The sequence below is a fragment of the Streptomyces sp. NPDC046727 genome, assembly GCF_040645635.1.
GTDB lineage: Bacteria > Actinomycetota > Actinomycetes > Streptomycetales > Streptomycetaceae > Streptomyces.
The window spans coordinates 1-21,822 of record NZ_JBEYYR010000061.1; the positions used below are offsets into that span (position 1 = coordinate 1).

At 68.5% G+C, this 21,822-nt stretch carries 23 protein-coding genes and 6 pseudogenes; 15 read left to right on the forward strand and 14 right to left on the reverse strand.

The features are described from left to right. Positions 1-801 precede the first annotated feature (801 nt). Both ABZ937_RS41035 and ABZ937_RS41040 read right to left on the reverse strand, forming a co-directional pair. Positions 802-1,599, reverse strand: a complete 798-nt coding sequence (locus ABZ937_RS41035; RefSeq protein WP_361700304.1) for a substrate-binding domain-containing protein — start codon at positions 1,597-1,599, stop codon at positions 802-804. 12 nt (positions 1,600-1,611) lie between these two features. Next, positions 1,612-1,731, reverse strand: coding sequence for a LysR family transcriptional regulator (locus ABZ937_RS41040; RefSeq protein ID WP_361700306.1), 120 nt, complete (start codon positions 1,729-1,731; stop codon positions 1,612-1,614). Positions 1,732-1,823: 92 nt separating this feature from the next. Between ABZ937_RS41040 and ABZ937_RS41045 the strand changes: the two genes are divergently transcribed. The 5 genes and pseudogenes from ABZ937_RS41045 (at position 1,824) to ABZ937_RS41065 (ending at position 5,228) form a co-directional block, all read left to right on the forward strand. After that, on the forward strand, positions 1,824-3,224 hold the full coding sequence (locus ABZ937_RS41045; protein ID WP_361700309.1) for an MFS transporter: 1,401 nt from the start codon (positions 1,824-1,826) through the stop codon (positions 3,222-3,224). A 340-nt stretch (positions 3,225-3,564) separates the two neighbouring features. Further along, a pseudogene (locus tag ABZ937_RS41050) lies at positions 3,565-4,374 on the forward strand (IS5 family transposase). A gap of 63 nt (positions 4,375-4,437) precedes the next feature. After that, positions 4,438-4,575 (forward strand): annotated as a pseudogene (locus ABZ937_RS41055) (IS5/IS1182 family transposase); the annotation flags it as partial. Beyond that, positions 4,569-4,655, forward strand: a pseudogene (locus ABZ937_RS41060) (IS5/IS1182 family transposase); the annotation flags it as partial. The pseudogenes ABZ937_RS41055 and ABZ937_RS41060, both read left to right, overlap by 7 nt. A 141-nt stretch (positions 4,656-4,796) precedes the next feature. Continuing rightward, the gene (locus ABZ937_RS41065) at positions 4,797-5,228 is read left to right on the forward strand and encodes a hypothetical protein (protein WP_361700312.1); all 432 of its coding nucleotides are present in this window, start codon (positions 4,797-4,799) and stop codon (positions 5,226-5,228) included. Between the two features lie 15 nt (positions 5,229-5,243). Here ABZ937_RS41065 and ABZ937_RS41070 read toward each other — a convergent pair. From ABZ937_RS41070 to ABZ937_RS41085, 4 genes and pseudogenes are all read right to left on the reverse strand, one after another. Beyond that, positions 5,244-6,045 (reverse strand): annotated as a pseudogene (locus tag ABZ937_RS41070) (IS5 family transposase). Positions 6,046-6,229: 184 nt separating this feature from the next. Further along, positions 6,230-7,228, reverse strand: coding sequence for a helix-turn-helix domain-containing protein (locus ABZ937_RS41075; protein ID WP_361700314.1), 999 nt, complete (start codon positions 7,226-7,228; stop codon positions 6,230-6,232). Positions 7,229-7,244: 16 nt separating this feature from the next. Beyond that, positions 7,245-7,508, reverse strand: coding sequence for a hypothetical protein (locus ABZ937_RS41080; RefSeq protein WP_361700316.1), 264 nt, complete (start codon positions 7,506-7,508; stop codon positions 7,245-7,247). Between the two features lie 124 nt (positions 7,509-7,632). After that, positions 7,633-8,472: an alpha/beta hydrolase gene (locus tag ABZ937_RS41085; protein WP_361700319.1), complete on the reverse strand. Its 840-nt coding sequence runs from the start codon at positions 8,470-8,472 to the stop codon at positions 7,633-7,635. A 57-nt stretch (positions 8,473-8,529) separates the two neighbouring features. Between ABZ937_RS41085 and ABZ937_RS41090 the strand changes: the two genes are divergently transcribed. Together ABZ937_RS41090 and ABZ937_RS41095 are read left to right on the forward strand one after the other, a co-directional pair. Continuing rightward, positions 8,530-9,003, forward strand: coding sequence for a MarR family transcriptional regulator (locus tag ABZ937_RS41090; protein ID WP_361700322.1), 474 nt, complete (start codon positions 8,530-8,532; stop codon positions 9,001-9,003). Between the two features lie 769 nt (positions 9,004-9,772). Beyond that, positions 9,773-10,191, forward strand: a pseudogene (locus ABZ937_RS41095) (IS5 family transposase); the annotation flags it as partial. On the opposite strand, the gene ABZ937_RS41100 reads toward ABZ937_RS41095, so the two are convergent. After that, positions 10,188-11,744, reverse strand: a complete 1,557-nt coding sequence (locus ABZ937_RS41100) for an oxidoreductase (RefSeq protein WP_361700324.1) — start codon at positions 11,742-11,744, stop codon at positions 10,188-10,190. The pseudogene ABZ937_RS41095 and the gene ABZ937_RS41100 sit on opposite strands and share 4 nt — an antisense overlap. 177 nt (positions 11,745-11,921) lie before the next feature. Between ABZ937_RS41100 and ABZ937_RS41105 the strand changes: the two genes are divergently transcribed. Beyond that, complete coding sequence (locus tag ABZ937_RS41105; RefSeq protein ID WP_361700326.1) at positions 11,922-12,302, forward strand: transposase; 381 nt, start codon at positions 11,922-11,924, stop codon at positions 12,300-12,302. Positions 12,303-12,632: 330 nt separating this feature from the next. Continuing rightward, positions 12,633-13,553, forward strand: a pseudogene (locus ABZ937_RS41110) (transposase); the annotation flags it as partial. A gap of 45 nt (positions 13,554-13,598) precedes the next feature. Here ABZ937_RS41110 and ABZ937_RS41115 read toward each other — a convergent pair. Further along, the gene (locus ABZ937_RS41115) at positions 13,599-15,020 is read right to left on the reverse strand and encodes a hypothetical protein (RefSeq protein ID WP_361700329.1); all 1,422 of its coding nucleotides are present in this window, start codon (positions 15,018-15,020) and stop codon (positions 13,599-13,601) included. Between the two features lie 449 nt (positions 15,021-15,469). Between ABZ937_RS41115 and ABZ937_RS41120 the strand changes: the two genes are divergently transcribed. From ABZ937_RS41120 to ABZ937_RS41130, 3 genes are read left to right on the forward strand one after another with little or no spacing between them, the layout of a single operon-like run. After that, positions 15,470-15,826 carry a hypothetical protein gene (locus ABZ937_RS41120; RefSeq protein ID WP_361700331.1) on the forward strand — a complete coding sequence of 119 codons (357 nt, stop codon included), beginning with the start codon at positions 15,470-15,472 and terminating at the stop codon, positions 15,824-15,826. Beyond that, on the forward strand, positions 15,760-16,038 hold the full coding sequence (locus ABZ937_RS41125) for a hypothetical protein (RefSeq protein ID WP_361700334.1): 279 nt from the start codon (positions 15,760-15,762) through the stop codon (positions 16,036-16,038). The genes ABZ937_RS41120 and ABZ937_RS41125 overlap by 67 nt, the downstream gene beginning before the upstream one ends. Further along, on the forward strand, positions 16,035-16,301 hold the full coding sequence (locus ABZ937_RS41130) for a hypothetical protein (protein WP_361700337.1): 267 nt from the start codon (positions 16,035-16,037) through the stop codon (positions 16,299-16,301). The genes ABZ937_RS41125 and ABZ937_RS41130 overlap by 4 nt, the downstream gene beginning before the upstream one ends. A 654-nt stretch (positions 16,302-16,955) precedes the next feature. Here the strand turns inward: ABZ937_RS41130 and ABZ937_RS41135 are convergent. Next, the gene (locus ABZ937_RS41135; RefSeq protein ID WP_361700340.1) at positions 16,956-17,180 is read right to left on the reverse strand and encodes a hypothetical protein; all 225 of its coding nucleotides are present in this window, start codon (positions 17,178-17,180) and stop codon (positions 16,956-16,958) included. Between the two features lie 24 nt (positions 17,181-17,204). Further along, the gene (locus ABZ937_RS41140; protein WP_361700343.1) at positions 17,205-17,588 is read right to left on the reverse strand and encodes a hypothetical protein; all 384 of its coding nucleotides are present in this window, start codon (positions 17,586-17,588) and stop codon (positions 17,205-17,207) included. Positions 17,589-17,724: 136 nt separating this feature from the next. Between ABZ937_RS41140 and ABZ937_RS41145 the strand changes: the two genes are divergently transcribed. The 3 genes from ABZ937_RS41145 to ABZ937_RS41155 all read left to right on the forward strand — a co-directional run bounded on the left by ABZ937_RS41145 (position 17,725) and on the right by ABZ937_RS41155 (position 18,942). Further along, the gene (locus tag ABZ937_RS41145; protein ID WP_361700345.1) at positions 17,725-18,009 is read left to right on the forward strand and encodes a hypothetical protein; all 285 of its coding nucleotides are present in this window, start codon (positions 17,725-17,727) and stop codon (positions 18,007-18,009) included. A 75-nt stretch (positions 18,010-18,084) separates the two neighbouring features. Then, positions 18,085-18,537 carry a hypothetical protein gene (locus tag ABZ937_RS41150; protein ID WP_361700347.1) on the forward strand — a complete coding sequence of 151 codons (453 nt, stop codon included), beginning with the start codon at positions 18,085-18,087 and terminating at the stop codon, positions 18,535-18,537. Positions 18,538-18,669: 132 nt separating this feature from the next. Next, the gene (locus tag ABZ937_RS41155; RefSeq protein WP_361700350.1) at positions 18,670-18,942 is read left to right on the forward strand and encodes a hypothetical protein; all 273 of its coding nucleotides are present in this window, start codon (positions 18,670-18,672) and stop codon (positions 18,940-18,942) included. Between the two features lie 13 nt (positions 18,943-18,955). Here ABZ937_RS41155 and ABZ937_RS41160 read toward each other — a convergent pair whose 3' ends face one another. The 4 genes from ABZ937_RS41160 to ABZ937_RS41175 form a co-directional block, all read right to left on the reverse strand. Beyond that, positions 18,956-19,438 (reverse strand): hypothetical protein, encoded by a 483-nt coding sequence (locus ABZ937_RS41160; RefSeq protein WP_361700353.1) that lies wholly within the window; start codon positions 19,436-19,438, stop codon positions 18,956-18,958. A gap of 164 nt (positions 19,439-19,602) precedes the next feature. Next, a complete protein-coding gene (locus tag ABZ937_RS41165; RefSeq protein WP_361700356.1) occupies positions 19,603-19,968 on the reverse strand; it encodes a peptidoglycan-binding protein in 366 nt (121 codons plus the stop codon). Positions 19,969-20,225: 257 nt separating this feature from the next. Next, on the reverse strand, positions 20,226-20,807 hold the full coding sequence (locus tag ABZ937_RS41170; protein WP_361700359.1) for a zeta toxin family protein: 582 nt from the start codon (positions 20,805-20,807) through the stop codon (positions 20,226-20,228). After that, entirely contained in the window at positions 20,801-21,676 is an 876-nt protein-coding gene (locus tag ABZ937_RS41175) for a zeta toxin family protein (protein ID WP_361700362.1), read from the reverse strand. Before ABZ937_RS41175 ends, ABZ937_RS41170 begins: the two co-directional genes overlap by 7 nt. Positions 21,677-21,822 lie beyond the last annotated feature (146 nt).

Sequence of the window (21,822 nt, forward strand, 5' to 3'; positions counted from 1 at the left end):
AAACACCGGCCAAGGCCCCCTGCCCCGGCGGCCCGGCCACCCTTCCCGGCCCCCCGCCCCCCAGGGACGGACAGAAGAGGAAGGCAACCGCCCCGACGGTGAGCACCTCACCGTCAGCAACCTGCGGGGTCCGGCGCGCCACAGGGCCGGACCCCGCGCTGACGTGTGGCTGGCTCTCACTGAAGATCCGCCATCTTGAAGTAGCTGGTCACGGGGCTGGGGTGGGTTGGTGATCGTGTGCTCGTGCTGGTCGCAGGGGGTTGCCGGATTTCAAGATCGTCTGCCGTCTTCGTGGTCAGGGATCGATGGATTTGCCGGTGTGCGTAATGTGGTTTTCCGTACGGTCCGGGCGGGAGGTACATCGAGTGACCCAGGACGCGGAACCGGACCTTCGTGCGCTGATCACGGCCCGCAGGGACGAACCGGAGGTACAGGCGGAGAAGTTGGGCCAGTATCTCCAGGAGGTATGCGATGAGCTTGAGGAACTCGCCGTCGCCGAGCGGGTCGCGATCCGGCTGACCGAGCAGGTGCACGCTGAGACGGAAGCAGAGGCACCGCCGCCTGCTGCGGGGCAGGTCTCGGGCCGTGCGGTGCTGCTGGTCCCGCAGCGCGAGCGCGACATGGACGGGGCGGCGCTGCCCGGGGACTACCGGCGGATCATGGACGTGGTGCGGCAGGCGGACAGGCAGGTCAGGTCACCCCACGCTGCGTCGTGCCCTGCACGACCGATGCCCAGCGGCCCGGGAACTCCCGTGCTGCCGGGCATCGTTGTGCTCATGTGTCCGTTCTCCCGCCGCACGATCAGGAAGCCCGCGCCGTGCGTGCCGCGCGGGTCACCTCGGGCAGCGGGTCGGCGCGGCGGGCCACGTCGAGCAGGGCGTGCAGCGTGCGTTCGCCCGGCCCCAGCCGCAGACGCCACTGGGCCACGATGCTGACCGGGCGGATCCGCTCGGCCAGCCGCAGCTCGACCAGCTCGCCCTCCTGCAGCTCCCGGGTAACCGCCAGTTCCGGCAGCAGCGAGACGCCGTGCCCATGCCCGGTGAGCCGCAGCAGCGCCGACAACGATCCCTGGATCACTGCCAGTTGGGCCCCGGCCAGCAGATCCCGGCCGAAGCGGTCCACCAGCATCTCCGAGGTGCACCCGGGCTCGGCCACCAGGAAGTCGTACTGCAGCATCTGGTCCGACGTCACCATCTTCTGCCGGGCGAGCGGATGGTTTGGTGCCGCCACCAGGACTGTCCGGTCATGGCCGACGACCGCGTGCGGGCCGAGCGCGCGGATGCCGTTGTCGTACTGGAAGACCAGGTCCAACTCGCCTGCGCCGAAGGCCTGCTCCAGTGCTTTGCGGTTGGCCACGGTCAGCTCGACGTCCGCCCCTGTGTCCGTGCCGCCCGTGCGGTACTCCAGCGCGGCCAGCACATCGGGCATCCACACGTGCGCAAGCGACTCCTGCGCCCCGATCCGCAGACGCGGCCGGTCGCCGCGTGCCGCCCGCCGCATCCGCTCCTCCAGCTCCAGGGCCTCACGCGCGTGCGGCAGCAGCCGCGCGCCGGCCTCGGTAAGCACCGCGCCCGTGCCGGCGCGTACAAGCACGCTCACGCCCAGGTCCGCTTATAGCCGCTTGAGCTGGGCACTGACACTGGACTGTGCGTATCCCAGGGCCTGTGCGGCGGCGGAGATGCCGCCGTGGTCGGCGACCGCGACGAAAGCTCGCAGATAGCGGGAGTCCACGGGAGCAGCATAACCGTCCCATCGGACTTTCCGATGGGGGTATCGGAATTGCGGCGTCGCAGGCCCTGGGGCCGTCGGGACACGCTGCAGCCATGACTACAGCCGACCCCATGTCCCGCCCCTCCGTCGTCGCCGTGCCGACCGTACCTCCGGAAGAGCGGGCTCCTTCCTCGCTCCGCTCCAAACTGACCTTCGCCGGCATCGCCACCGGAAACCTGCTCGTCCTGCTCGACACCTCGATCCTCAACGTCGCAGTGCCCGATGTGCAGGAGTCGCTGCACCCGACCGCCGCCGCACTGCCCTGGGCCGTCGATGCCTACACGGTCGTCTTCGCCGGCCTGCTGCTGGCCGGCGGTGTCATCGCCGACCGGTGGGGTGCCCGCCGCGTCTACGCCTCCGCGCTCGGCCTGTTCGCCGTCCTGTCCGTGGTTTGCGCCCTCGCGCCCAACGTCGGTTCCCTGATAGCCGGACGTGCGCTACTGGGTGCGGCTGGCGCCGGTCTGGTGCCCGCGTCCCTGGCGCTGCTGATGCACCTGAACCCCGACCCGGCGCGCCGTACCCGCGCCATCGGCGCCTGGACCGCGCTCAGCGGCCTGGGAGCCGCGGCCGGACCCGTGCTCGGCGGCGCCCTGGTCGAACTCGGCGGCTGGCGCCTGGTGTTCCTCGTCAACCCGCCCATCGCGCTGGCCGCGCTGCTCCTCGCCCGTCGGCTGCCCGTGCCGCCCGTACGGGCCACCCGTGCACTGGACCGTCCGGGTCTGGCCCTGTCCACCGCCGGTCTCGGTGTACTCATCTTCGGTCTGGTCGAGTCCGGGATCGAGGGCTGGGGCTCGCCGAGCGCCCTGGTTCCCATCGTGGCCGCGCTCCTCTGCTTCGCCGCCGTGGCCGTCGTCGAGCGCCGGGTGGCCTCCCCGGTCCTGCCACCGGCGCTGCTCGCCCTGCCCAAGGTACGGGCGGCCATGGTCGCGGCAGCGGTGTCCTGCTTCGCCTACTTCGGCGGGATGTACATGTTCGCCGTGTGGCTTCAGCACACCTACGACCTGACCCCGTTCAAGGCCGGTCTGGCGTCCCTGCCGATCGCGTTCCCCGTGTGCGTCATGCCCTTCTTCACCGGCCGGCTCGTAGCCCGCTACGGCCCCCGGCCGGTCCTGCTGACCGGCATGTCCGCCTCTGTCGTCGCCGGTGTCCTGCTGGCCTTCTGCGTCGGTCACCACCCGCCGCTGCCGCTGATCATCGCGGCCGAGCTGGCGCTCGCCGCCACCGGCACCCTGTCCATCCCGGGTGCCGCCGCCGCGATGGCCGTCTCGGCACCGCCCGAGTACGCCGCCACCAGCCAGGGCGCGCTCAATGGCATCCGGCAGGCGGGCTCGGCGCTGGGCGTCGCGGTGCTCGGCACCCTCGGCGCGCTCACCACCTCCGGCTACGTCCTCGTCGGCATAGGCCTGCTGGCCGTGCTGCTGGTGGCCAGGGCGACGGCCAGGCCCAGCGCCTGACGCGCGATCACCGACGCTCACAGACTGACGCCCCGGGAAATCCCCCGTCCCGGGGCGTCACGCGTCCCGCGTCGGCGGTCGGCGGCCGACGCGGTAAGAAGAAGCGGCACCACCGAGAAGGCGGTGTCGCTTCTGTGTGCCGGTGTTCCTCCGGGCTCAGTCCGAGAGGACCGCCGAGATGTGTTCGACGCAGCGCGCGTCGAACAGATTTCAAGATCGTCTGCCCGCTCGGTGGTCATGGGTCGATGGACTTGCCGGTGTGCGTAAGCTCGTAACACGATCTTGTTGAGGTGTGCTGGTCGGGCGTGACCGGTGTGACGATTCGGCCGTTTGGGAGGGTGTGAGTGTTCGGCCGTGGATCGTGGAGGATGACCTCTGGGCGTTGATCGAGCCGTTGCTGCCGCCCCGGCCGGTGAAGGCGCCCGGCCCGAAGCCGATGGACCTCCGGCTGTGCCTGCAGGGCATCCTGTACGTGCTCTACAACGACGTCAGCTGGCAACAGCTGCCGCTGGAGCTGGGGTTCGGCGCCGGTCAGACCTGCTGGCGCCGGCTGGGGCGGTGGCATGAGGCCGGTGTCTTCGACGAAGTTGCACCGTCTCCTGCTCGCCGAGCTGCACGCGGCCGATGAGCTGGACTGGTCCCGGGCCTGCGTGGACGCCTCCCACATCCGCGTGAAAAAGGGGGCGAAGCGACCGGCCCGTCACCGGTCGACCGCGGGAGGACGGGCAGTAAGCACCATCTGATCTGCGACGGCAGAGGCACCCCGTTCAAGGGCATCACCACTGCGGCCAACGTCAACGACCTCACGCAGACCCTGGCTCTGGTCGACGGCATTGCGCCAGTGGCCGGCAGGCCCGGCCGTCCGCGGCGCCGGCCGGACGCCGTGCTCGGAGACAAGGGCTACGACAGCAACCCCGACCGCCGCGAGCTTCGCAGGCGCCGGATCCTGCCGGTGCTCTCCCGCGAGGGCGCCCCGAACATCCAGGGCCTGGGCAAGCTCCGCTATGTCGTCGAGCAGACCTTCTCGCTCCTGCACCACTTCAAGCGCCTGGCCGTCCGCTGGGAACGACGCCTCGACCTGCACGACGCCCTCGTCTCCCTGGCCTGCGGCCTCATCTGCTGGAGACGCCTCAAGAAAGCCCGACCGTGATCGTGTTACGAGCTCTTACAACTGCTAACAAAATGAGGTGGATCGCTCCTGACGCCCGTGGGCGTGCGAGAGTTGGGCGTTCGGTCTGGCGTGGGGGCGTCACCGTGGATCGTGTCGGATGAGCTGTGGGACCGCCTGGAGCCGCTGCTGCGGCAGTGTGAGCGCCGCTTCCGTTGTCCGGGCCGTAAGCCGTTGCCGGACGCACCCCGTTCGCGATCTTGCTGACCGGCGGCAACTGCAGCGACGGCACCCAACTGCTGCCCCTGCTCGACGCGATCCCGCCGGCGTACTTGGCCTTGCGCTGGCCAGAGGGTTCGGCTGCTTGGACAGGCCCTACGACGTACGGATCACGGCTGATCCGACCCCCAATTCCACCAGACGTGAGACAGTTCAGGCCGGAGACGACGAGGAGGATGCGAAGAATGTCGACGTGGAACGGATTCGGCACCACGTATCGGGGCTTCAGCTACCCGAATCGTGACGGCAGCCACCACGCCACCCAGTGGGCCGTGCTGCTTTTTCTGCCGGTGATCCCCTTGCGTCGGCATCGCCTGACGGTCGGCGACTCAGCCTACACACAGTACGGGAACGGCAGTACCTCGGTCACCCGCTACGCGGTGCACGAGGAGACGCCGCTCGTCGGCGGGGAGATACTGCGCACATATCTGACCTGGTGGGTCATCGGCCCGCTGATCGTTTTCGGGCCCCCCGCACTGGTGCTGTGGCTCTTCGGCGACACCAACGGATTCATGACCTATTTCCTCCTCCTGGCCAGCTGCGTCGCCTGGTGCATCTGGGTGGGCGCGGCTATGGAGAAGCGCAACCGCAGGGAGCGCGCGCTGCCTCCGAGGTAGCCGCTCCCTTCTCCTTTACAACGGCTGACGCAATGGGCTGAGTTGTCGGTGTGTGATCAGGCAGCAGGCGAGTTTGAGGAACGCTTCGTGGATGTCGGCTCGGCGTTCCCATCGAATCCGCAGACGCCGGAAGCCGTGCAGCCACGCGAAGCTTCTCTCGATCACCCAGCGGTAGGTACCCAGTCCGGTGCCGTGCCGTGTTCCGCGGCGGGCAATGGCCGGCACGATGCCGCGAGCGCGGACCTGGTCTCGGTAGATGTCGTGGTCGTAGCCACGGTCGGCGAAGAGCGAGTCGGGTTTGCGGCGCGGTCGTCCGACCCGGCCGCGGACCGGCGGGATCGCATCGAGCAGGGGCAGGAGCTGGTTGACGTCGTTGCGGTTGCCGCCGGTCAGCAGGACGGCGAGCGGGGTGCCGTGTCCGTCGGTGATGAGGTGGTGTTTCGATCCTGCCCGGCCCCGGTCGACCGGCGAGGGGCCCGTGTGGCTCCCCCTTTTAGCGCCCTGACATGGGAAGAGTCGACCACGCAGCGGGACCAGTCCAGCCGCGAGGCTGCGTTCAGTTCGGCCAGCAGGACCTCGTGGAGCCGTTGCCACACGCCGGCCTCGTTCCAGTCCCGCAGCCGTCGCCAGCAGGTCATGCCCGAGCCGAATCCCAGCTCCTTCGGGAGGTATCCCCCTGGATGCCGGTGTGCAGCACGTACAGGATCCCGCACAGCACCTCCCGGTCAGGTAACGCCTTGCGGCCGGGATACCGGAAGCGGCGCTCACGCTGCGGCAGCAGCGGCTCCGGGCGGTCCCACGGCTCATCCGACACGATCCACGGCGATGTCCCCACGCCGAGCCGAACGTTCAACTCCCGCCTCGGACACGGCAACCAACGCCGATCCACCTCATTTTGTTAGCCGTTGTTAAGTGCCGTGGCCGACGCGGTGAGGATGAAGACGAGATGGAATTGCTCGCCGGACTCCCGCATGCCTTCGCCGCGAACCGCGACGAACTGATCAACAGCTGTCTGCCCGGCAATGCTGTGAGCTCTGGTTGCGGTAGTCCTTGGGCGGCATGCCGTAGGCGCTGCGGAAGGCGCGGGTGAAATCGGCGGCGTGGCGGAAGGCCCAGCGGGCCGCGATGGCGTGGATGGGTATGGTGCGCTGAGCCGGGTCGGCGAGGTCGTGACAGGCTCGTTCCAAGCGCTGGCGGCGGATCCAGGCTGCGACCGTTTCCTCTTCGTGCTGGAAGAGGCGGTGAAGGTAGCTGGTGGAGATGTTGTGAACGGCGGCGATGGTCCGCGGGGTCAGCTGGGGATCATGCAGGTTCGCCTGGATGAAGGCCCGGATACGCAAAACCAGGGTCTGCTGGTGGCTCTCTGGCGGGTAGGAGTTGCCGGCGTCGAGCGCACGGGCGAACAGTGCGGACAGCAGGTCCACCGCGACCATTCCCAGGCGAGGTCCGTCGTCGGGTCGGTAGGAGCCGGCGTCCCGGGTCACCTGGGTGAGGAAGTGGGCGAGCAGCGCCCCGATCCCCTCACGCGCCGATAATCGTCGCATGATCAGTGAGTCGATCGCCTTCTGCGGTAGCAGCAGCAGTTTCCGGGGGATGAAGAGTCCTGTTCCCAGGATCGTGTCCTCGCTGTGGCTGGTGGTCGCCCGTATGAGGTGGGGCCGTGAGGTGTCGTGGAGAACCAGGTCGTACGGTTCGTATTCGGCTTCTTGATCGGAGCTGATGAGCCCCATCGTCCCCCGCAGGGGGAGCGAGAGATGGTAGAGCTCGGGGTCAGACTGCCGAATCGGCTTCTGCGCTCGCCGCAGTGTCATCGGCGAGTGCTCCATCGTCCACAGCTGTACGCCCCCCAGGTCCAGGATGCGCTGCGACGCCGCGAAGTTGGCCACGTGATCACTGTCGACCTCGACCGGCACATACGTTCGTAAGACGTGCTCACGCCAGCGGGCAAACCGGTCTGCCACGAATACGTCCTGTGTGTTGAAAGCCATTTCTGCCAGCATTCCTCTCCTCCGGTGTTCAGCGGGGACGCCGCAGGCGCCGGCCCTCCGAGGGCGTCATCCGAACTGCCCGGGACACCATCGACACCACCTCTGCCGCCTCGCACTTCGAGGTGGGAAACCGGTCCTCGTCGCTCGCTTCCATCCCGGCGGCGGCGTGGGCCGACGCGCCTGCGGCGCCCGGCCTGTCCGCCGAACGCATCAGCCACGTAGTGAAGGCCTGGCGCGTGGCCACCTGGCACAGCGCGTCGACCGGGGCGAACAGCTCTTCCTTGATGGTCATGCACTCTCACAGGTTCACGTCGCGCTGGTTAAACGTGAGGGAACGCAGGTCTTCGAGGCGCCAAGGCGGAGGCCTGTGAGGTAGCTCTTGGCTGTTTTGTGACACCTGGCGGCGCATCGCGGCCTCACACGGGCCGATTCTGAAGAGTTTCGAGGAACCGGGTCAGGATGGCGTTGAACTCGGTCGGCTGCTCCATGTTGGGGAAGTGTGCGGTGTTCTCCACGGACACCGCGCAGCCGTCGGGTACCGCGTGGGCCAGACGGTCAGCCATGGCTATGTGGTCGCTCACGTCGAGGGAACCGCTTATCGCCAGGACAGGAACGTCGATGGACGCCGCACGCTGCCAGGTCTGCGGAACCGGTACGCGATGGTCAGGTTCGCCGGCCGTGTGCTTGGAGATCGTCCGGGATGCCATCGCGCGCAGGCGGTTCGTGATGTCCGTATCGACATCACCGGGCGAGCGGTGCGGGCCTGCCGCGAAGCGCACGTGCCCGTTCAGCCAGCCCTCGATGTCGCCGGCCGCCAGTGCACCGTTCTGCTCCCGGAGAACCTCCAGGCTCCAGGGATCCTCGAAGTATGGTTCGCTGGTCCCCACGCCGCTGACGACCACGGCGCGAACCAGTTCGGGATGCTCGAGCGCAGTGTCGACCGCGGTAGCCCCACCCATCGAGACCCCGACGAGCACCGCCGGCCCGACATCGAGATGGCGCAGAAGCGCTGCCAGATCGTCGGCCGGACGAAACGGCCGGGTCGCGTTCGAGGAGGCGCCGTGTCCGCGGGCGTCCGGTGCGATGACCCGGTAGCGCAGGGAGAACGCCCTTATCTGGTCGTCCCACATGCTGTGATCGAAGAACCCGGCATGGAGCAGCACCAGCGGCTGCCCATTGCCAGTGTCGCGATAGGCGAGGGAGCCGTCAGAGGTCGCAAACGACAGCATCTCGGAGTGCTCGGCGAAAGCAGACATGACAACCAAGGTGTCATCATCGTCGAAAGTTGGCAACCGAAGTGTCATTCTTGGGGGATGACAGGCACCGACACCCCACTGCCGCCCGACGAGCTCGCCGACCGACTGACGGAGGTGTTCGCCCTGGTGGGGCCGCTGTACCGGCGGGTGCACCGCAAGGTGGAACAGGCCGAGCCGATCGAGGGGCTGTCCATCGGCGTGCGCGCCGTCCTGGATCTGCTGCGCAAGCACGGACCTATGACCGTCCCTCAACTGGGCCGCGCCCAGACACTCAGTCGGCAGTTCGTGCAACGCATGGTCAACGACGCCGCCGCGCAGCACCTGGTCGAGGTCATCCCCAACCCCGCCCATCAGCGGTCCTCGCTGATCCGGCTGACCGCCGACGGCATGGCGGCAATCACCGCGGTGCACGCCCGCGAACACGCGGCCTTGCGGCAGGTGAGCGGCAACCTCACCGGCGCCGACGTGGATGCGTGCGTGCACGTCCTGACCCGGATGCTCGCGCTCTTCGACGATGTCGACGTGCCCTAGGCACTGTCTTGCAAATGATCTTGGGGTGGTGGGTCGCGGTCGGGTGATACGTCACCGTGAACGGTCCGGTGCGGAGCCGGAGTTCGTCCGGCCGTTGCTGCCCGTGTCGCTGAGTGGGCGCAAGCGGCTGGATGACCGCAGGGTCCTCGCGGCGATGGATCGTGTTGAAGTGCCGCACGGGCACGGCCTGACGGGGCCTGCCCGAGCGGTACGGACCGTGGGCCACGCTGCACACCCGATTCCGCCGGTGGTAGGCGGACGGCACGTTCGAGCGGATGCTCCGAGCCGCCCAGTCCCGGGCGGACGCCGCCGGCGACATCGACTGGCCGGTGTCAGGGGCGCGAGCTGGTGAAGCGCACGGTCGGACCCCACTTCTCCTTGGCCGGGACCGCGCACCACGGGCACAGGGGCAAGTCCCCGCGCCCGTACTTGTGCGTCTTGCGCTGGCACGCCGCGCACGGTCCGACCAGGTCACCGGGGCAGACCGGAGCCGATGGGTCAGGTTTTGTGACGGGGGGCGCGGGAGTCGTCATCATGCGGTATTTCCTGTTCTGGCGGCGAGAACCAGCCACCCGCCGGAAGAATGGCGCCACCCTGGCACGGATGTTCGATCAATGCTGGGTCGCCTCGGCCCGCGTCCTTGCGAAGACAGACTGGTGACGGACCCGGAGGATCTTCATCGGCGCAGGGCCAGAGAACGCCGGCGGGGCAGGGAATCTTCGCCGGGCGGCATGGGTTGGACAGGGCGTGGTGGTGAAGGGGACCATGTCACCTGATCACTGACGCCACCGGCATCCCGCTCGCCGTCACCCTGACCGGCGGCAACCGCAACGACGTCACCCAGCTGATACCGCTCCTCCAGGCCGTGCCGCCCGTGCGGGGCAGGCGCGGCCGCCCCCGGCGCCGTCCGGACATGGTGCTGGCCGGGACCGCGGCTATGACCACGACAAGTATCGCCGTCTGGTCTGGGGGCTCGGTGTGAAGCCACTGATCGCCCGCCGGGGCAGCGAGCACGGCTCCGGACTCGGAACCCAACGCTGGGTCGTGGAGCGCGCATTCGCCCACTTGCACTGGTTCCGACGCCTGCGGATCCGCTGGGAGATCCGCGACGACATCCACGAAGCCTTCCTCACCCTCGGTTGCGCACTGATCTGCTGGCGACGCCTGAACTCAGCTGTCGCCCGCTAGCTTTTCTGCAGGGTGCGGGTGACACCCGCGATGACGGCGGTCGTCAGCACCCAGCCGAAGGCGATCAGCAGGTAGGCCAGACACTGGAGGCTGCCGTTCGACCAGTACCAGGCCGTGCGCTGCCCCAGACCGCCGATGGGGATCAAGAGGTCAAGCGTGTAGACAAGGGGCTGGAACGGTGCGCCTTCGTCTCGTTTGACCGGAATGGGGGAGTGAGTGCTGAAGGACAGCGTGCCCAGGAAGGTCAGCGCGAGGAGCCAGACGCCGGCCAGCCAGGGGCGGTAGCCGTAGCCGACGGTCACGTCGAGCAGGTGCCCCCACGCGCGCGCGGCCGGGGGCAGAACTTGACGCCGATGGCGCTGTTTGGCCAGGAGTACGCGGCGGGCATCGTCGTCGTGGCCAGCCTTCCGGTACCAACTCGCCAACTGCTCATAGGGCTGGGGGTTGTAGCCCGGGCTGCGTCGAATCCACGCCACGCGGTGGGCCACGGAGTCCCGCCGCCCCAGTGCCTCGCGCCGCTCGCCTGCTTCGTCCACTTTGATGGAGCCATAGACGAAGCCGTCCAGCTGCACCACGTCCGGCCAGCTGAGGTCGTTGTCGTGGAGGTAGGACACCTGCGCGCCCCGCAGGTCCACAGTGCCGGACGGTTGCCGGGCGAGGGTGAAGTCGAAGTCGACTGCCTGCATCAGCAGGGCGGCCAAAGACGCGCCGTGGCCGTCGGGCGGCCCGTTCAGGACGGCCCCTTCAAAGGTCAGGTTGTCCGCGATCCGGGTACCCCGCAGCCGTACGGTCCCGTTCGCGATGAACCCGTCAGAGAAGTCGAGCGTCGAAGCCACGGCGTTGTCCAGGGCGAGCGCCACCCCGCGCGGGCCGGGGTGTTCCAGTAGTGCGCCCCGCATGTGCAGTCCGCCTGGCAGTTGTGCCCCCATGAGACGGACTTCACCGTGCGCGGTGAATCCGTCCTGGCAGTAGACGCCGCCCTCCGCGACCAGTCCGCCGGCGGACACGGCCCATTCCCCGGGTGCGGTGATCTCGGCGCCGCTGAGGTTCACCGCGCCGCTCACGTGGGCGTTGATGAGCGACAAGGCGGTGAGCCTGCGGTGGAAGGGCGAGGCGGAGCCGCTTGTCACGCGCGAGCGTCGCAGGTCGAGGCGTCCATCGATGCGGATCATGCCGGCTTCCACGCCTGGCACTCGGCTGCTCACGATCGCGATCGACTGGGTCGACGCTCCTGAGAGGTCCACACCCTCCTCGAACCAGCAGTCCTCGAGCCAGAGGGCGTGAGCGATCTGCGCGCCAGCCAGGTTGAGGTGCCCGGATATCAGCGCTCCGGCGAGCCTCAGACACGCGACGGCGCCCGTCTGCGCGGCGTTCGCGCCCTGAAGGAGCGCCACGATCACGGCGACCCGAACCGTCCGCCCGGGGCCCCACTGCCTACCCTCGGCAACATGGTCGTTCTCAGGTGCACCGGTGCGCAGGTCCACGCGGCGTCCCTCGGGGAACGCGTCCCACAGCTCACGCTCTGGTGAAGTCAACTCGTCGTATGAGAGCACTCATGCAGAGTAGTGATCTTCCTCCGCACTCGCCTTGTCCCACTGCGCGGATCGCAAGGCGGCCCATTTCGTTAGGAGTTCTAAGAGCTCGTAACACGATCTTGTTGAGGTGTGCTGGTCGGGCGTGACCGGTGTGACGATTCGGCCGTTCGGGGGGTGAGTGTTCGGCCGTGGATCGTGGAGGATGACCTCTGGGCGTTGTTCGAGCCGTTGCTGCCGCCCTGGCCGGTGAAGGCGCCCGGCCCGAAGCCGGTGGACGACCGGCTGTGCCTGCAGGGCAGCCTGTACGTGCTCTACAACGACGTGAGCTGGCAGCTGCTGCCGCTGGAGCTGGGGTTCGGCTCCGGTCAGACCTGCTGGCGCCGGCTGGGGCGGTGGCATGAGTCCGGTCTCTTCGACCAGTTGCACCGTCTCCTGCTCGCCGTGCTGCACGCGGCCGATGAGCTGGACTGTTCCCGGGCCTGCGTGGATGCCTCCCACATCCGCGTGAAAAAGGGGGCGAAGCAACCGGCCCGTCACCGGTCGACCGCGGAAAGACGGGCAGTAAGCACCATCTAATGGTGAGTTACGAGGCTGGTGAAGCCTGAAGCACCACTGGGCCCGGAGCCCTTTGATCAGACGGGTTCACCAGCCTCGTGTCGTGGCAGCGGCACGAACGGGATCGATTCGAGGATGTTCGTGGTCTGAGCCGCTCGCGAGAAATACCTCCCAGCTCACCGGGAGCCTTCAAGCTCCTGAAAAGACTGAGGACCTTGCGGGTAGCTGGGGTCACGAACGGCTAATCGGATGCTGGGCCGTCAGAGCCCTTCCATTAGGGAGTCGCGTGCCTCCACGGCTGTGACCAGCAAGCGAGAGGTGCAACCGACAGGAAGGACGCGAGACGACCCCATGAAGATCTTCTGCGGTATCGACTGGGCCAGCGACCACCATGACATCGCCCTCGTCGATGCCGACGGCACGCTGGTGGCCCGGGCCAGGATCGCTGACGACGCCGCCGGCCTCCAACAGTTGCTGGACCTCCTGGCCAAGCACGGGGACACCCCCGAAACCCGCATACCAGCCGCCATCGAGACGTCCCGAGGACTGCTGGTGGCCTGCCTGCGAGCCGCTGACCGCCCCGTCTACGCGATCAACCCGATGGCAGCGTCCCGATACCGTGACCGCCACACCGTCGCACGCAAGAAGTCAGACCACCTCGATGCCATGGTCCTCGCCAACATCCTGCGCACCGACACCGCAGCACACCGGACGCTGCCCGCCGACACCGAACTCGCCCAGGCCATCGCCGTCTTGGCTCGCGCCCAGCAGGACGCGGTCTGGGACCGCACCCAGGCTGCCAACAAACTGCGGTACCTGCGCGAATACTTCCCCGGCTATCTCGCCGCCGTCCAGCCAGTCCTCGGCGGCCTGTGCTCATCGGTCGCCCGCGCGCTGCTGGCAGCCGCACCCACCCCGGCCCGGGCCGCCCGGCTGACCAAGACCCAGCTGCGGGCCGCGCTGAAAAGGGCCGGACGCCAACGCGGGATCGAGGCCGAGGTCACGCGCCTGCAAGCGGTCCTACGGGCCCCTCAAATGCGCCAACTCCCGCTGGTCGAAGATGGGATGGGCCACCAGGCCCTGACACTGTTGCGAAAGTTGGACGCTGCCTGCACCAGCGCAGATGAGCTCGCCGAAGCCGCGGTGGAAGCTTTTGAGATACACCCGGACGCCGACATCATCACCAGCTTCCCCGGACTCGGCCCCCTCACCAGCGCCCGTGTGCTCGCTGAGATCGGAGACGATCGATCCCGCTTTGCCGATGCCAGGGCCACCTGGCGGCGAGTGCTGAGCAGAGTTCTGGACCGCGGTGCAGCCTCAGCTGTCCACCCCGGCTTCCCACTTGCGCCGGCGCAGCACGTGGTCGCTGAAGAGGTGTCGGCTCCGGTCGAGCAGTTCACCCACCTCCGCGTCGCCGCGCGGCCCATCCGGCGACGGATGCCAGCGCTGCACTGATTGCGCGGCCCAGGTGCGCAGCTTCATATCCGGGTCCTCGAACAGACCGACCGCCGCCCGTAGCGCCACGATGCCGCCGCGCGCGTCGAGTAGCCGGAACGCGCCGACGCGGACGTGCCGCGGCCGCTCGGAGCTTGTGCGCTCCAATAGCCAGTCGGCGGGCAGTTCCTTGGCCGAGGGCAGCAGGGCGGCGGCGGTCTCGCGGACGACCCCGGCGGCAGGGTCGTCGAGGAGCGGCCGCAACTGCTTCGCATCCGCGCAGTCCAGCGCCCGCAACCCTGCCACCGCTCGCGCCCGCACCCCGGCCGCCGGGTGCACGAGCAGCGGCCGCAGCAGCCCGGCGTCCGCGCGGTTCCCGCACTCGGCCAGCCCAATGACCGCACCGGGCGGCAACTCAGGGTCGTCCGGTGCCGTGCACCGCTCCCGGTACCAGGCCGCCGGGTCACCACCCTGCTGTCGTACGACATACCGTGCACAAGCACGCACGAGCGCGGAACGGTCACTGAGAAACGGCTCCGCCTGCTCTGCCCGCCCCGCCCGTCTCAGCGCGGTGACGCCGGCCGAACGGGTACGCGGGTTGCGTGCGGACAGCAGTGGAGGCAGCACACCCTCGTAGGCATCCTCATCCCCCAGAGCCGCGAGCGCCGCTGTGGCACACAGGTCCTGGACCACGGTGTCCTGGTCCCCGGCGGCCGCGCGGGCCAGCTCAGCGGGACGGAGCAGTCGGCCCTCGATGGCCAGCCGGTACACGAACCGCCGGACGACGCGGTCGGGGTCAGCGAAGAGAACAGCGAGCTGCCCGTGGGATGCCTGGCGCAGGATCTGGCCGAGCACATCGACGCCGAAGGCACCTCTGTCGCGGCGGCCGACACGGAGGATAAGCGGCGCAAGGTCGAGGGCAGAGTCCACGTTCAGGGCCTCGCGCAGCAACTGCCGGGCGTGCTCGCGCACTGGGCCGACCCAATCGGCGCAGCGGATCACGACCAACGGCAGCAGACCGGGGTATCGGACCGACTGACGCACCGCCTCCTGACGGATCCGCCCGTCGCGGTGGCAGAGGGCGAGTGCGAGCCGAGACTCGCCGAGCTGAGTCAGGTCGGCGGGCAGTGGGGCGGAGTGCTCCCACCCCGGCAGGAACTGCGGGCGGTGCCAGGCCACCTCACGCACTCCTGCGTCCAGCGCGAGCCAGTCAGCGGGGTCGGCGACATCAAGCGTGCTTTGAAGCGGTGCACCTCCCGCGAGCCGCGTCGCTGCCGCTGTCCCGTCCTCGTTGTCCTCAAGCATTCCCGCCCCTCCAGCAGTCGTACCAGGTGATCGTAGGAGGCGGGGTTCGCGTAGGGCGCGCGGCCCCTGATCGCCGAGGGCCGCCGCTCGGCCCCCTGCTCACCAGAAGCCGAACGCGGTGACATCGCCCCTGCTTCGCTTGCCGCTGGTGACAGGTAGCGCGCCGCATCGGTGACAACCACCATGCTTTGTCCTACCGAAGCCGCAGGCCAGCGGATGCCGATGGTGACAACTATCGTGCTTCGGCATATCTACGGCCGCCGCGCCCACCGCGCGGGCGTCCGGTTATTCCGTCATCGTTTCCGCAACGATTGGGAGACTCGTGTGAGCACCCCTGTTCGCCGATTCCGCCGCCGTCCGAGCGTCCCGGCAGCCGGCGCGGCCGAGCCCCGCCAGCCGGTCGACCAGGCGAAGGTCGGCCGCCGTGCCGTGCGCCGGGCGCCACCGGGATGACCGCCACCGAGGCCGCGGCCGCGCTCGAGGACGCCCGGCTGCAGCAGCACATGGACTGCGACCGCGAGGACCTGGCCGACGACGGACGCGGCCCCGCCGAAGTCGCTGAGTGGGAGCGCATCGCGCAGCTGCTCGCCGCCACCGGCGGCGTCTACGCCCCGGAGACCGACGCCGTCGTCCAGGACGAGCTCGCCGCCGACCGGCGAGCCGCGGAAGCCGAGCAGCAGCGCCTCCAGGAGCAGCAGCAGCTCGCCGCCCGCGCCGGCCGACTCGACCGGACCGGACCGTGGAGACCCGGCCGGGAGACGAGGCCGCCCGCGACTTCCTGCTTCACCGAGGCGACTACCACCTGACAGTCGACGGCTGGCTGGCGCAGGCCCTCGCCGACCGCTCCGGCCACTACGCCGACCCCCGCACCGGCGCCCCGGCCGCCGACGGCGAGCTGGAGTTCGCCGGCCGACTCGCCCAGGCCGACCCGGAGGCCACCGACGCGCTCGCCGCCTGGATCGACCGTGTCCTCGCGCCCGCCGAACTGGCGGAAGCGGGCGAGGGCGGCGCGCGGTGAGCGCGGCCGACCACATGGTGGCCGCGTGGGTGCAGTCGACCGGCTGCGGCACCCGGTACTCGGATCTGACGGCCGACGGCCAGGTCCACCTCGACTACGCGCCGCCGCTCGGGGAGCCGTACTTCGAGGGCGACGACGACCCCCACTACAACCCGATCTGCTCGTGCCCGCGCGTCCCGAAGCAGTTCTGCATGGAGTGCGCCGGCTGCGCCGCCTGTGGGCAGTGCACCGGCCCTCACATCTGGCCCCCGGCCCGAGCCTGATCACTGAGGGCAACCTCTCAGGCCCCAGGTAACCTGTGACATGGCTGGGAGCCTCGGAGTCCGAATGTCCCATTCACCCTGTTTGCCTGTGAGGTCGAACCCCCGAATTTCCAGGTGGAAGCGTTCCTGTGAGGTGACCTGTAACCCTGTGACATGACCGCCCCCGGAGCCCTCGGACCCTCACCGAGCGTCACAATCGGGGTGTCACGCCCCCTGTCACGCCCCCTGTCATGCCCGCCGCCGACCGCGTGACAGCAGCCGCCCGAATATCCGGAATGATCGTGTTCTGAGGGTGGAACACCCCTCGGAACCCCCTCCAGGGCTGTTTGCGCGTGACAGGCGCGACAGCGTGACAGCCCTCCTGGCGGTGATCACGCTCTGTGCGGCGGTCGGTTCTGCGGATTCTGTCCTGTCTCACTGAACCTTGACCGATCTCACCGAACTCTGACCGGTCCCCCTACTGGTCAGCAGGCTGTAGACGCTCGGGGGCGGTCAAGGTTCGTTGAGACGCCGGTCAAAACGAGAGGGGCCATCTACCCAGAGGCCTCTGCGGCAGGCTGTTCTGCCCGAGGCGCAGCCGGATCAGTTTCGGGACAGGGCCTGCCGAACCAAGTTTGCGAAGGTGGAGTAGGTCGTGTCGTCCTCAAGCTCACCCTAGTAGCCGGCCGCCTCGACGGCCTCATCGTGGTCCAAGTCGAACCGGGCTAGCGGATCGGCTTCCAGCTCAACCCAATGATCCGCTGTGGTGAGCATGAAGGCACTCTTCTTCGTCATGCCGCTACGGTGCCGTATCAGCAGGCCATGCACCGCCGCTTTGGTCACCTTTTCCGCCCGCGCGACGGCAGTCTGGGTCCCCTCTCGCTGCACGTTGACCAGCATCTCAAGGACCTTGCCCCCAGAGTCTCAACAGCCTGCTGGCCAGTAGGGACCGGTCAGAGTTCGGTGAGATCGGTCAAGGTTCAGTGAGACAGGACAGATTCCCCGGACCGAGTCGTCGTGGTGGCTGGGGGAGACGGGTGTGTCCACCGGGTGCAGCCACCGCGTCGGCACGGTGAGCGTGCCGACGCGCGGGAGCTCGACAGGCTCGCCCTCGGCGTCCAGCAGCATCCCGGAGACCTGATAGCCGCCTCCGGGCGGGAGGCCGGCCTCCTGCGCCTGGTCCTCGGTGAGCTCCACCGTGACCCGGGTGCTCGCCCCCATCACCAGGCACTGCGCCGTCCGGGCGGCGGTGTCCACGTCGACCACGGCCAGCGGGAAGTACGTGCCGCGCAGCCAGCTCAGCGGCAACCAAGGAGTCGCCCATCGTCTCCGGCCGATACCGCCGCCAGGGAAGCGTGAGGGGGACCTCGCAGCGGTGAGTCCGGTGTGCTGTGGGAGGAAGCCCGCGACGCCCACCTGGAGCGCCTCGCCGGCGAGCAGCCCCGTGTCGCCTGAGCACGGGCCGCGCCGGTCCCAGGTCGTCCTGGTGGAGCCCGCGCTGAGCCAGCTGCAGAAGCTCACGGCGGCCGAGACACACCGCCTGGACCGCGCGATCGTCGCGATCAGAGTCAACCCCGAGCTGGGCGCCCTGGTGCCCGATACCCTGCTGCGCGACTACGTGGACGACGTCGACGGGGTCCGGGTGATCTACTACGTGACCGCCCTCCGGACCGTCGTTATCAGGGGTTCGCGCAGTGTTTTTGCAGGTGAGGGCCGTAAGGCTGCGTGAGGGACGTTAGGCGCCGTTCTCGTTGGCGCAGGCATTTCCGGAACGGTGGTTACGACGGGCGAGTAGTCTCAGGCCATGTCCGATGAACTGCTCTCTGCGCTCATAGGCTTCGGAGGGGCACTGGTCGGTGCTGCGGTTGCCCTTGCGGCGGCGTTGCTTGCCGCGCGGATGCCGGTGCGTCAGTCGGTCCGTTTGCGACACTTAGACACTCTTGCTGGCATCGTTGGAGGCGGCCGAGAAGCCGCAGTTGCTCAGAAGGTGCACCTCGGGATCGCCGCCCGACGTGAGCTGGTCCGCCAGTATGTAGCTCTTGATCTCTCGCAGGAGAACGCTGCTTTCCAGCTCGTGAAGATCGTCCATACAGCAGCTCTAGAGAGCATGAACTCAGAACGACAGCAGCAAGGGTTGGAATCTCTAGAGCTGGAGGATGTGCATCGACTCATCCTCGATTCGCAATCAGCAGCACTTCAGATTGCCTGGGAGCGAGGCGAGCAGGTTTCCCTACCTCCTCGGCCGCCGAGCTCTTGAACTGGGCAAACCCGGCAACGCAATCCCAGTGCTCCTCGCCAGTCCTGGGGGACTGATACCAGTACCGCGTGCTTGACCACTCCGTTCGGTCTGCCGCAGTCAGGGCGTCGGAGTCGTGTTCCTCTTTTGAGAGTGGTTCTGGTCCCGGATCATGCGGCGGAGGCTGGTGCGGGCTGCGGCGAGGTCGTTCTCAAGCTCGGTGACTCGTTGCCGGAGCTGCGTGTTCTCTGTGGTCGCCTGCCGTTCCGCCGTGGGCAGCCGCAGGTTCTCCTCGGTAAGCTCGTTGACGCGGTCGACCAGGTCGTGGTCGCCGAGCTGTTCGACCTGCTGCCCGAGATGAACGCGGGCCTGTTGCCGCAGCTGACGGTCACCGTCGCCTCGATCCGGCTCTGGGTGCGCACGTGAGCCTCGCTCGCCTCTACTCCAGCATGCGTTCCGCGTCATCCGGGACCCAAGGAAAGGGGATGCCGGGCCACCGTGCGGAGGCCCACGCGTCGAGATCGACAGCGAGAACGGCATCCATGAAGGCCTGCGGCGGTTGGTAGCCGTGTGCGGTGATGTAGTGCGTGATCAGGAACGGAGCGGCATAAGCGAAGCCGGGCCCGCCCGGGATCCGTACCTCTCCGTTCCCTTCCGGACCCTCATCCTCAGGACACAGATCACACTCGTGCCCCCCGAGGCAGACGTTCATCCACTGGACCTCCTGCACAGCCTTCAGCTTCTCCACGAACACCGGGGTGACCGCCCCTGTCGAGTACGGCCTGCCGGCTTCCAGCCACCCGATGTTCAGGCGGGTGTACGCCGGGCGGTACCAGAGCGCGTAGACGCCCGACTCCCTGTCCGTGAACGCATCCTCGTCCTGGTAGTCGTACTCGCTGAGATCTTCGTAGAACACCCGCACATCATCGCCGCACCGCTCCGTTGAGCCCGCGCAATTCCACGACCCATCGGACACGACCTAGGCGGGCCCCCGCTTGACGCCGCCGTCCCTCGCGGGGAAGGGGCGGGTCTGTCGGACACCCGCCAGACCCGCCCCGCGGCCGGTCGTGCTACGCCGGCAACTGGTCAGTACGACGGGAGGTACCAGTAGCAATAGTTGTGGCCACCATAGTAGGGATCGCCTTTGTCCAGAAGCTTCTGGCCTGTTGCCTTGCCCACGATGTCATCCACTGTCAGGCCATAGGCGGACTGAAACGCCTTGACCGTTTGCTTGGTAAGCGGACCCCACACCGCGTCCTCGGGGATATCAGCTCCTCTGCCGGCGGTGTTGAGGAGGTGCTGCACGCACCAGACGCCGTGGCTGTTATTGGCGTAGCCGTCACCGATGTAGCCGGCGGACGGAGATGCCTGGGCCTGGGGCACAGCGCCGACCACGAACAGTGCCGACGCAGCGGCGACACCAACCGCCCTAGTCATGGATGCCAGTCGCACGGATCGGGTCCCTTTCTTCTGCCCATCAGTCGGGTGGCCTGGAGCCATGACAGACGGTAGAAGCGGAGCACCGGCTACAGCAGTTGCTTACCGGTCAATACGGCTCCGGACTCCTATAACAGGGCCAGCAGATGCTCGTCGCGGTCCGTGGCACCGGACGCCCACGCGAACTCGCCCCGGCTCGGCTGTTTCAACCTTGAGCTCCACTCTGCTGATCCTGGCCTCACTCGCCGCTTTGGTCTGGTGCCCGCGTCGCGTCACTTCCCGCAGGGCGTGTTGTCGGCGCCTTGAACTGACCCCATGAGCATCACCGCCCCGCCCCGAACGGCGACAGCACCGTCGGCCCCGCTCTCCTGTCGGAGCAGGGCCTCGCCGTCACCCCGGATCACGGTCACGGCCGTGATCGCCGGATGCCGCTGCACGGCGTCGACGACGTCGGCCAAGGCGCGGAAGCACACGTCATGGCCCGCTCGTGAAGTGAAGCGCGGGTAGCCGCCTCTCTGCAGGGAGCGGGCGTACCGCAGCGCCGTGGACGGCAGGCTGTCCGTCTCCCGCACGGCCAGGATTACCAGCTCGACCGGGTAGCCGTCGGCCGTGAACGGCAGCGCGCTGGCGAGGAACTCCTGCACGCTGCCCGGCGCGCCCTCGATCAGCGCGTCGCCTCGGTGCCGGCGCACATACGCTTCGGCCTCGGCGAACCAAGCACGGTAGTCGGCCCGGATCGCGGTCCCGGCACTACGGGGGTCCTCCTCCAGCAGGCGCAGACAGTCCGGGTGCGACGCCTTGAAGTCGTCGCCGACCAACTGCGTCGTTCCTGGCCGCATGGCCCGCTTCACCATCCTGGCGGCAGCAGCTTCCCCGCCCCCGGCTGGCCCAGCACATAGACCGCCCGCGGATCGTCCCGGCTGACGATGCCGCTCAGGTGGGAGGGCGCGATGAGCTCGTCGAAGATCCAGCGGTGTTCCTCGGCCGAAAGCCGGTGGTAGTCCATGCCCGGCGCCCGCCGTCGCGGTTGAACGATGCGGCGTACGGGCTCGGCGAGCGCGGCGGCACGTTCGACGTCGCGCTGGACGGCCAGGCGCCGGTCCTCGCAGTGCACATCGCGGTGCAGCCGCTGATCGGTCCGGGCCAACTCCCGGCGGAAGACGGCTGTCTCCTGGGCGGTCCAGGGCCGGTACCGCTCGTACGCCACCGCCTTCTCGGCCGCCGGCCGGCGGTGCCACACCCCGTCGACGAGGTCGTTGTCGTAGAGCACGGTGCCGTCGTGCCGCACCACCGTGATGCGGTCGGCCAGCTGCTCGGCCTCGATGATGGCCAAGGTCTGGAGCATCTGCTTCGCGCAGGTGTCGTGGTTCTCCCACGAGACATACCGGCCGCCACCGGAGAGCGCCTCGGAAAGAAAGCGGTCCAGCACCCCGAGCTGGCTCAGGGCCTCCGCTGTGGCCACCGCCACCACCTCGATCCGGTGGCGGGTCCGCCGGTACGCGGTTGCTGATGTGCGGAACTCCTCGGGATCGGCGAGGGCGGACTCGACCACCGCGTCCAGCCCGTGCGCTAGGACGTGATCCTCGAGCGCGGCCTGCCGGCGGCGCGTGTCCGGGCGCACCTTCACGCCGGCGGTGCGGACGTCGTCGGCCAGGAGCTCGGCGTACCGGGAGTGCGCCGACTTGTAGAGGTCATCCTCCTTACCGACCAGGGAAATGTTCACATCGCCTTTGACCTGGGCTTTTGCGTGGTGGACTCGTTCTCGACGTAGCGGCTGCAGCTGCTGCTCAACCGGCCATGAGGCGCCGTGCCCCCGCAGCGCCCCCATCTTGGAGGTCCTCGCGGGCGCACTCGCTCAGGGGCGGTTGG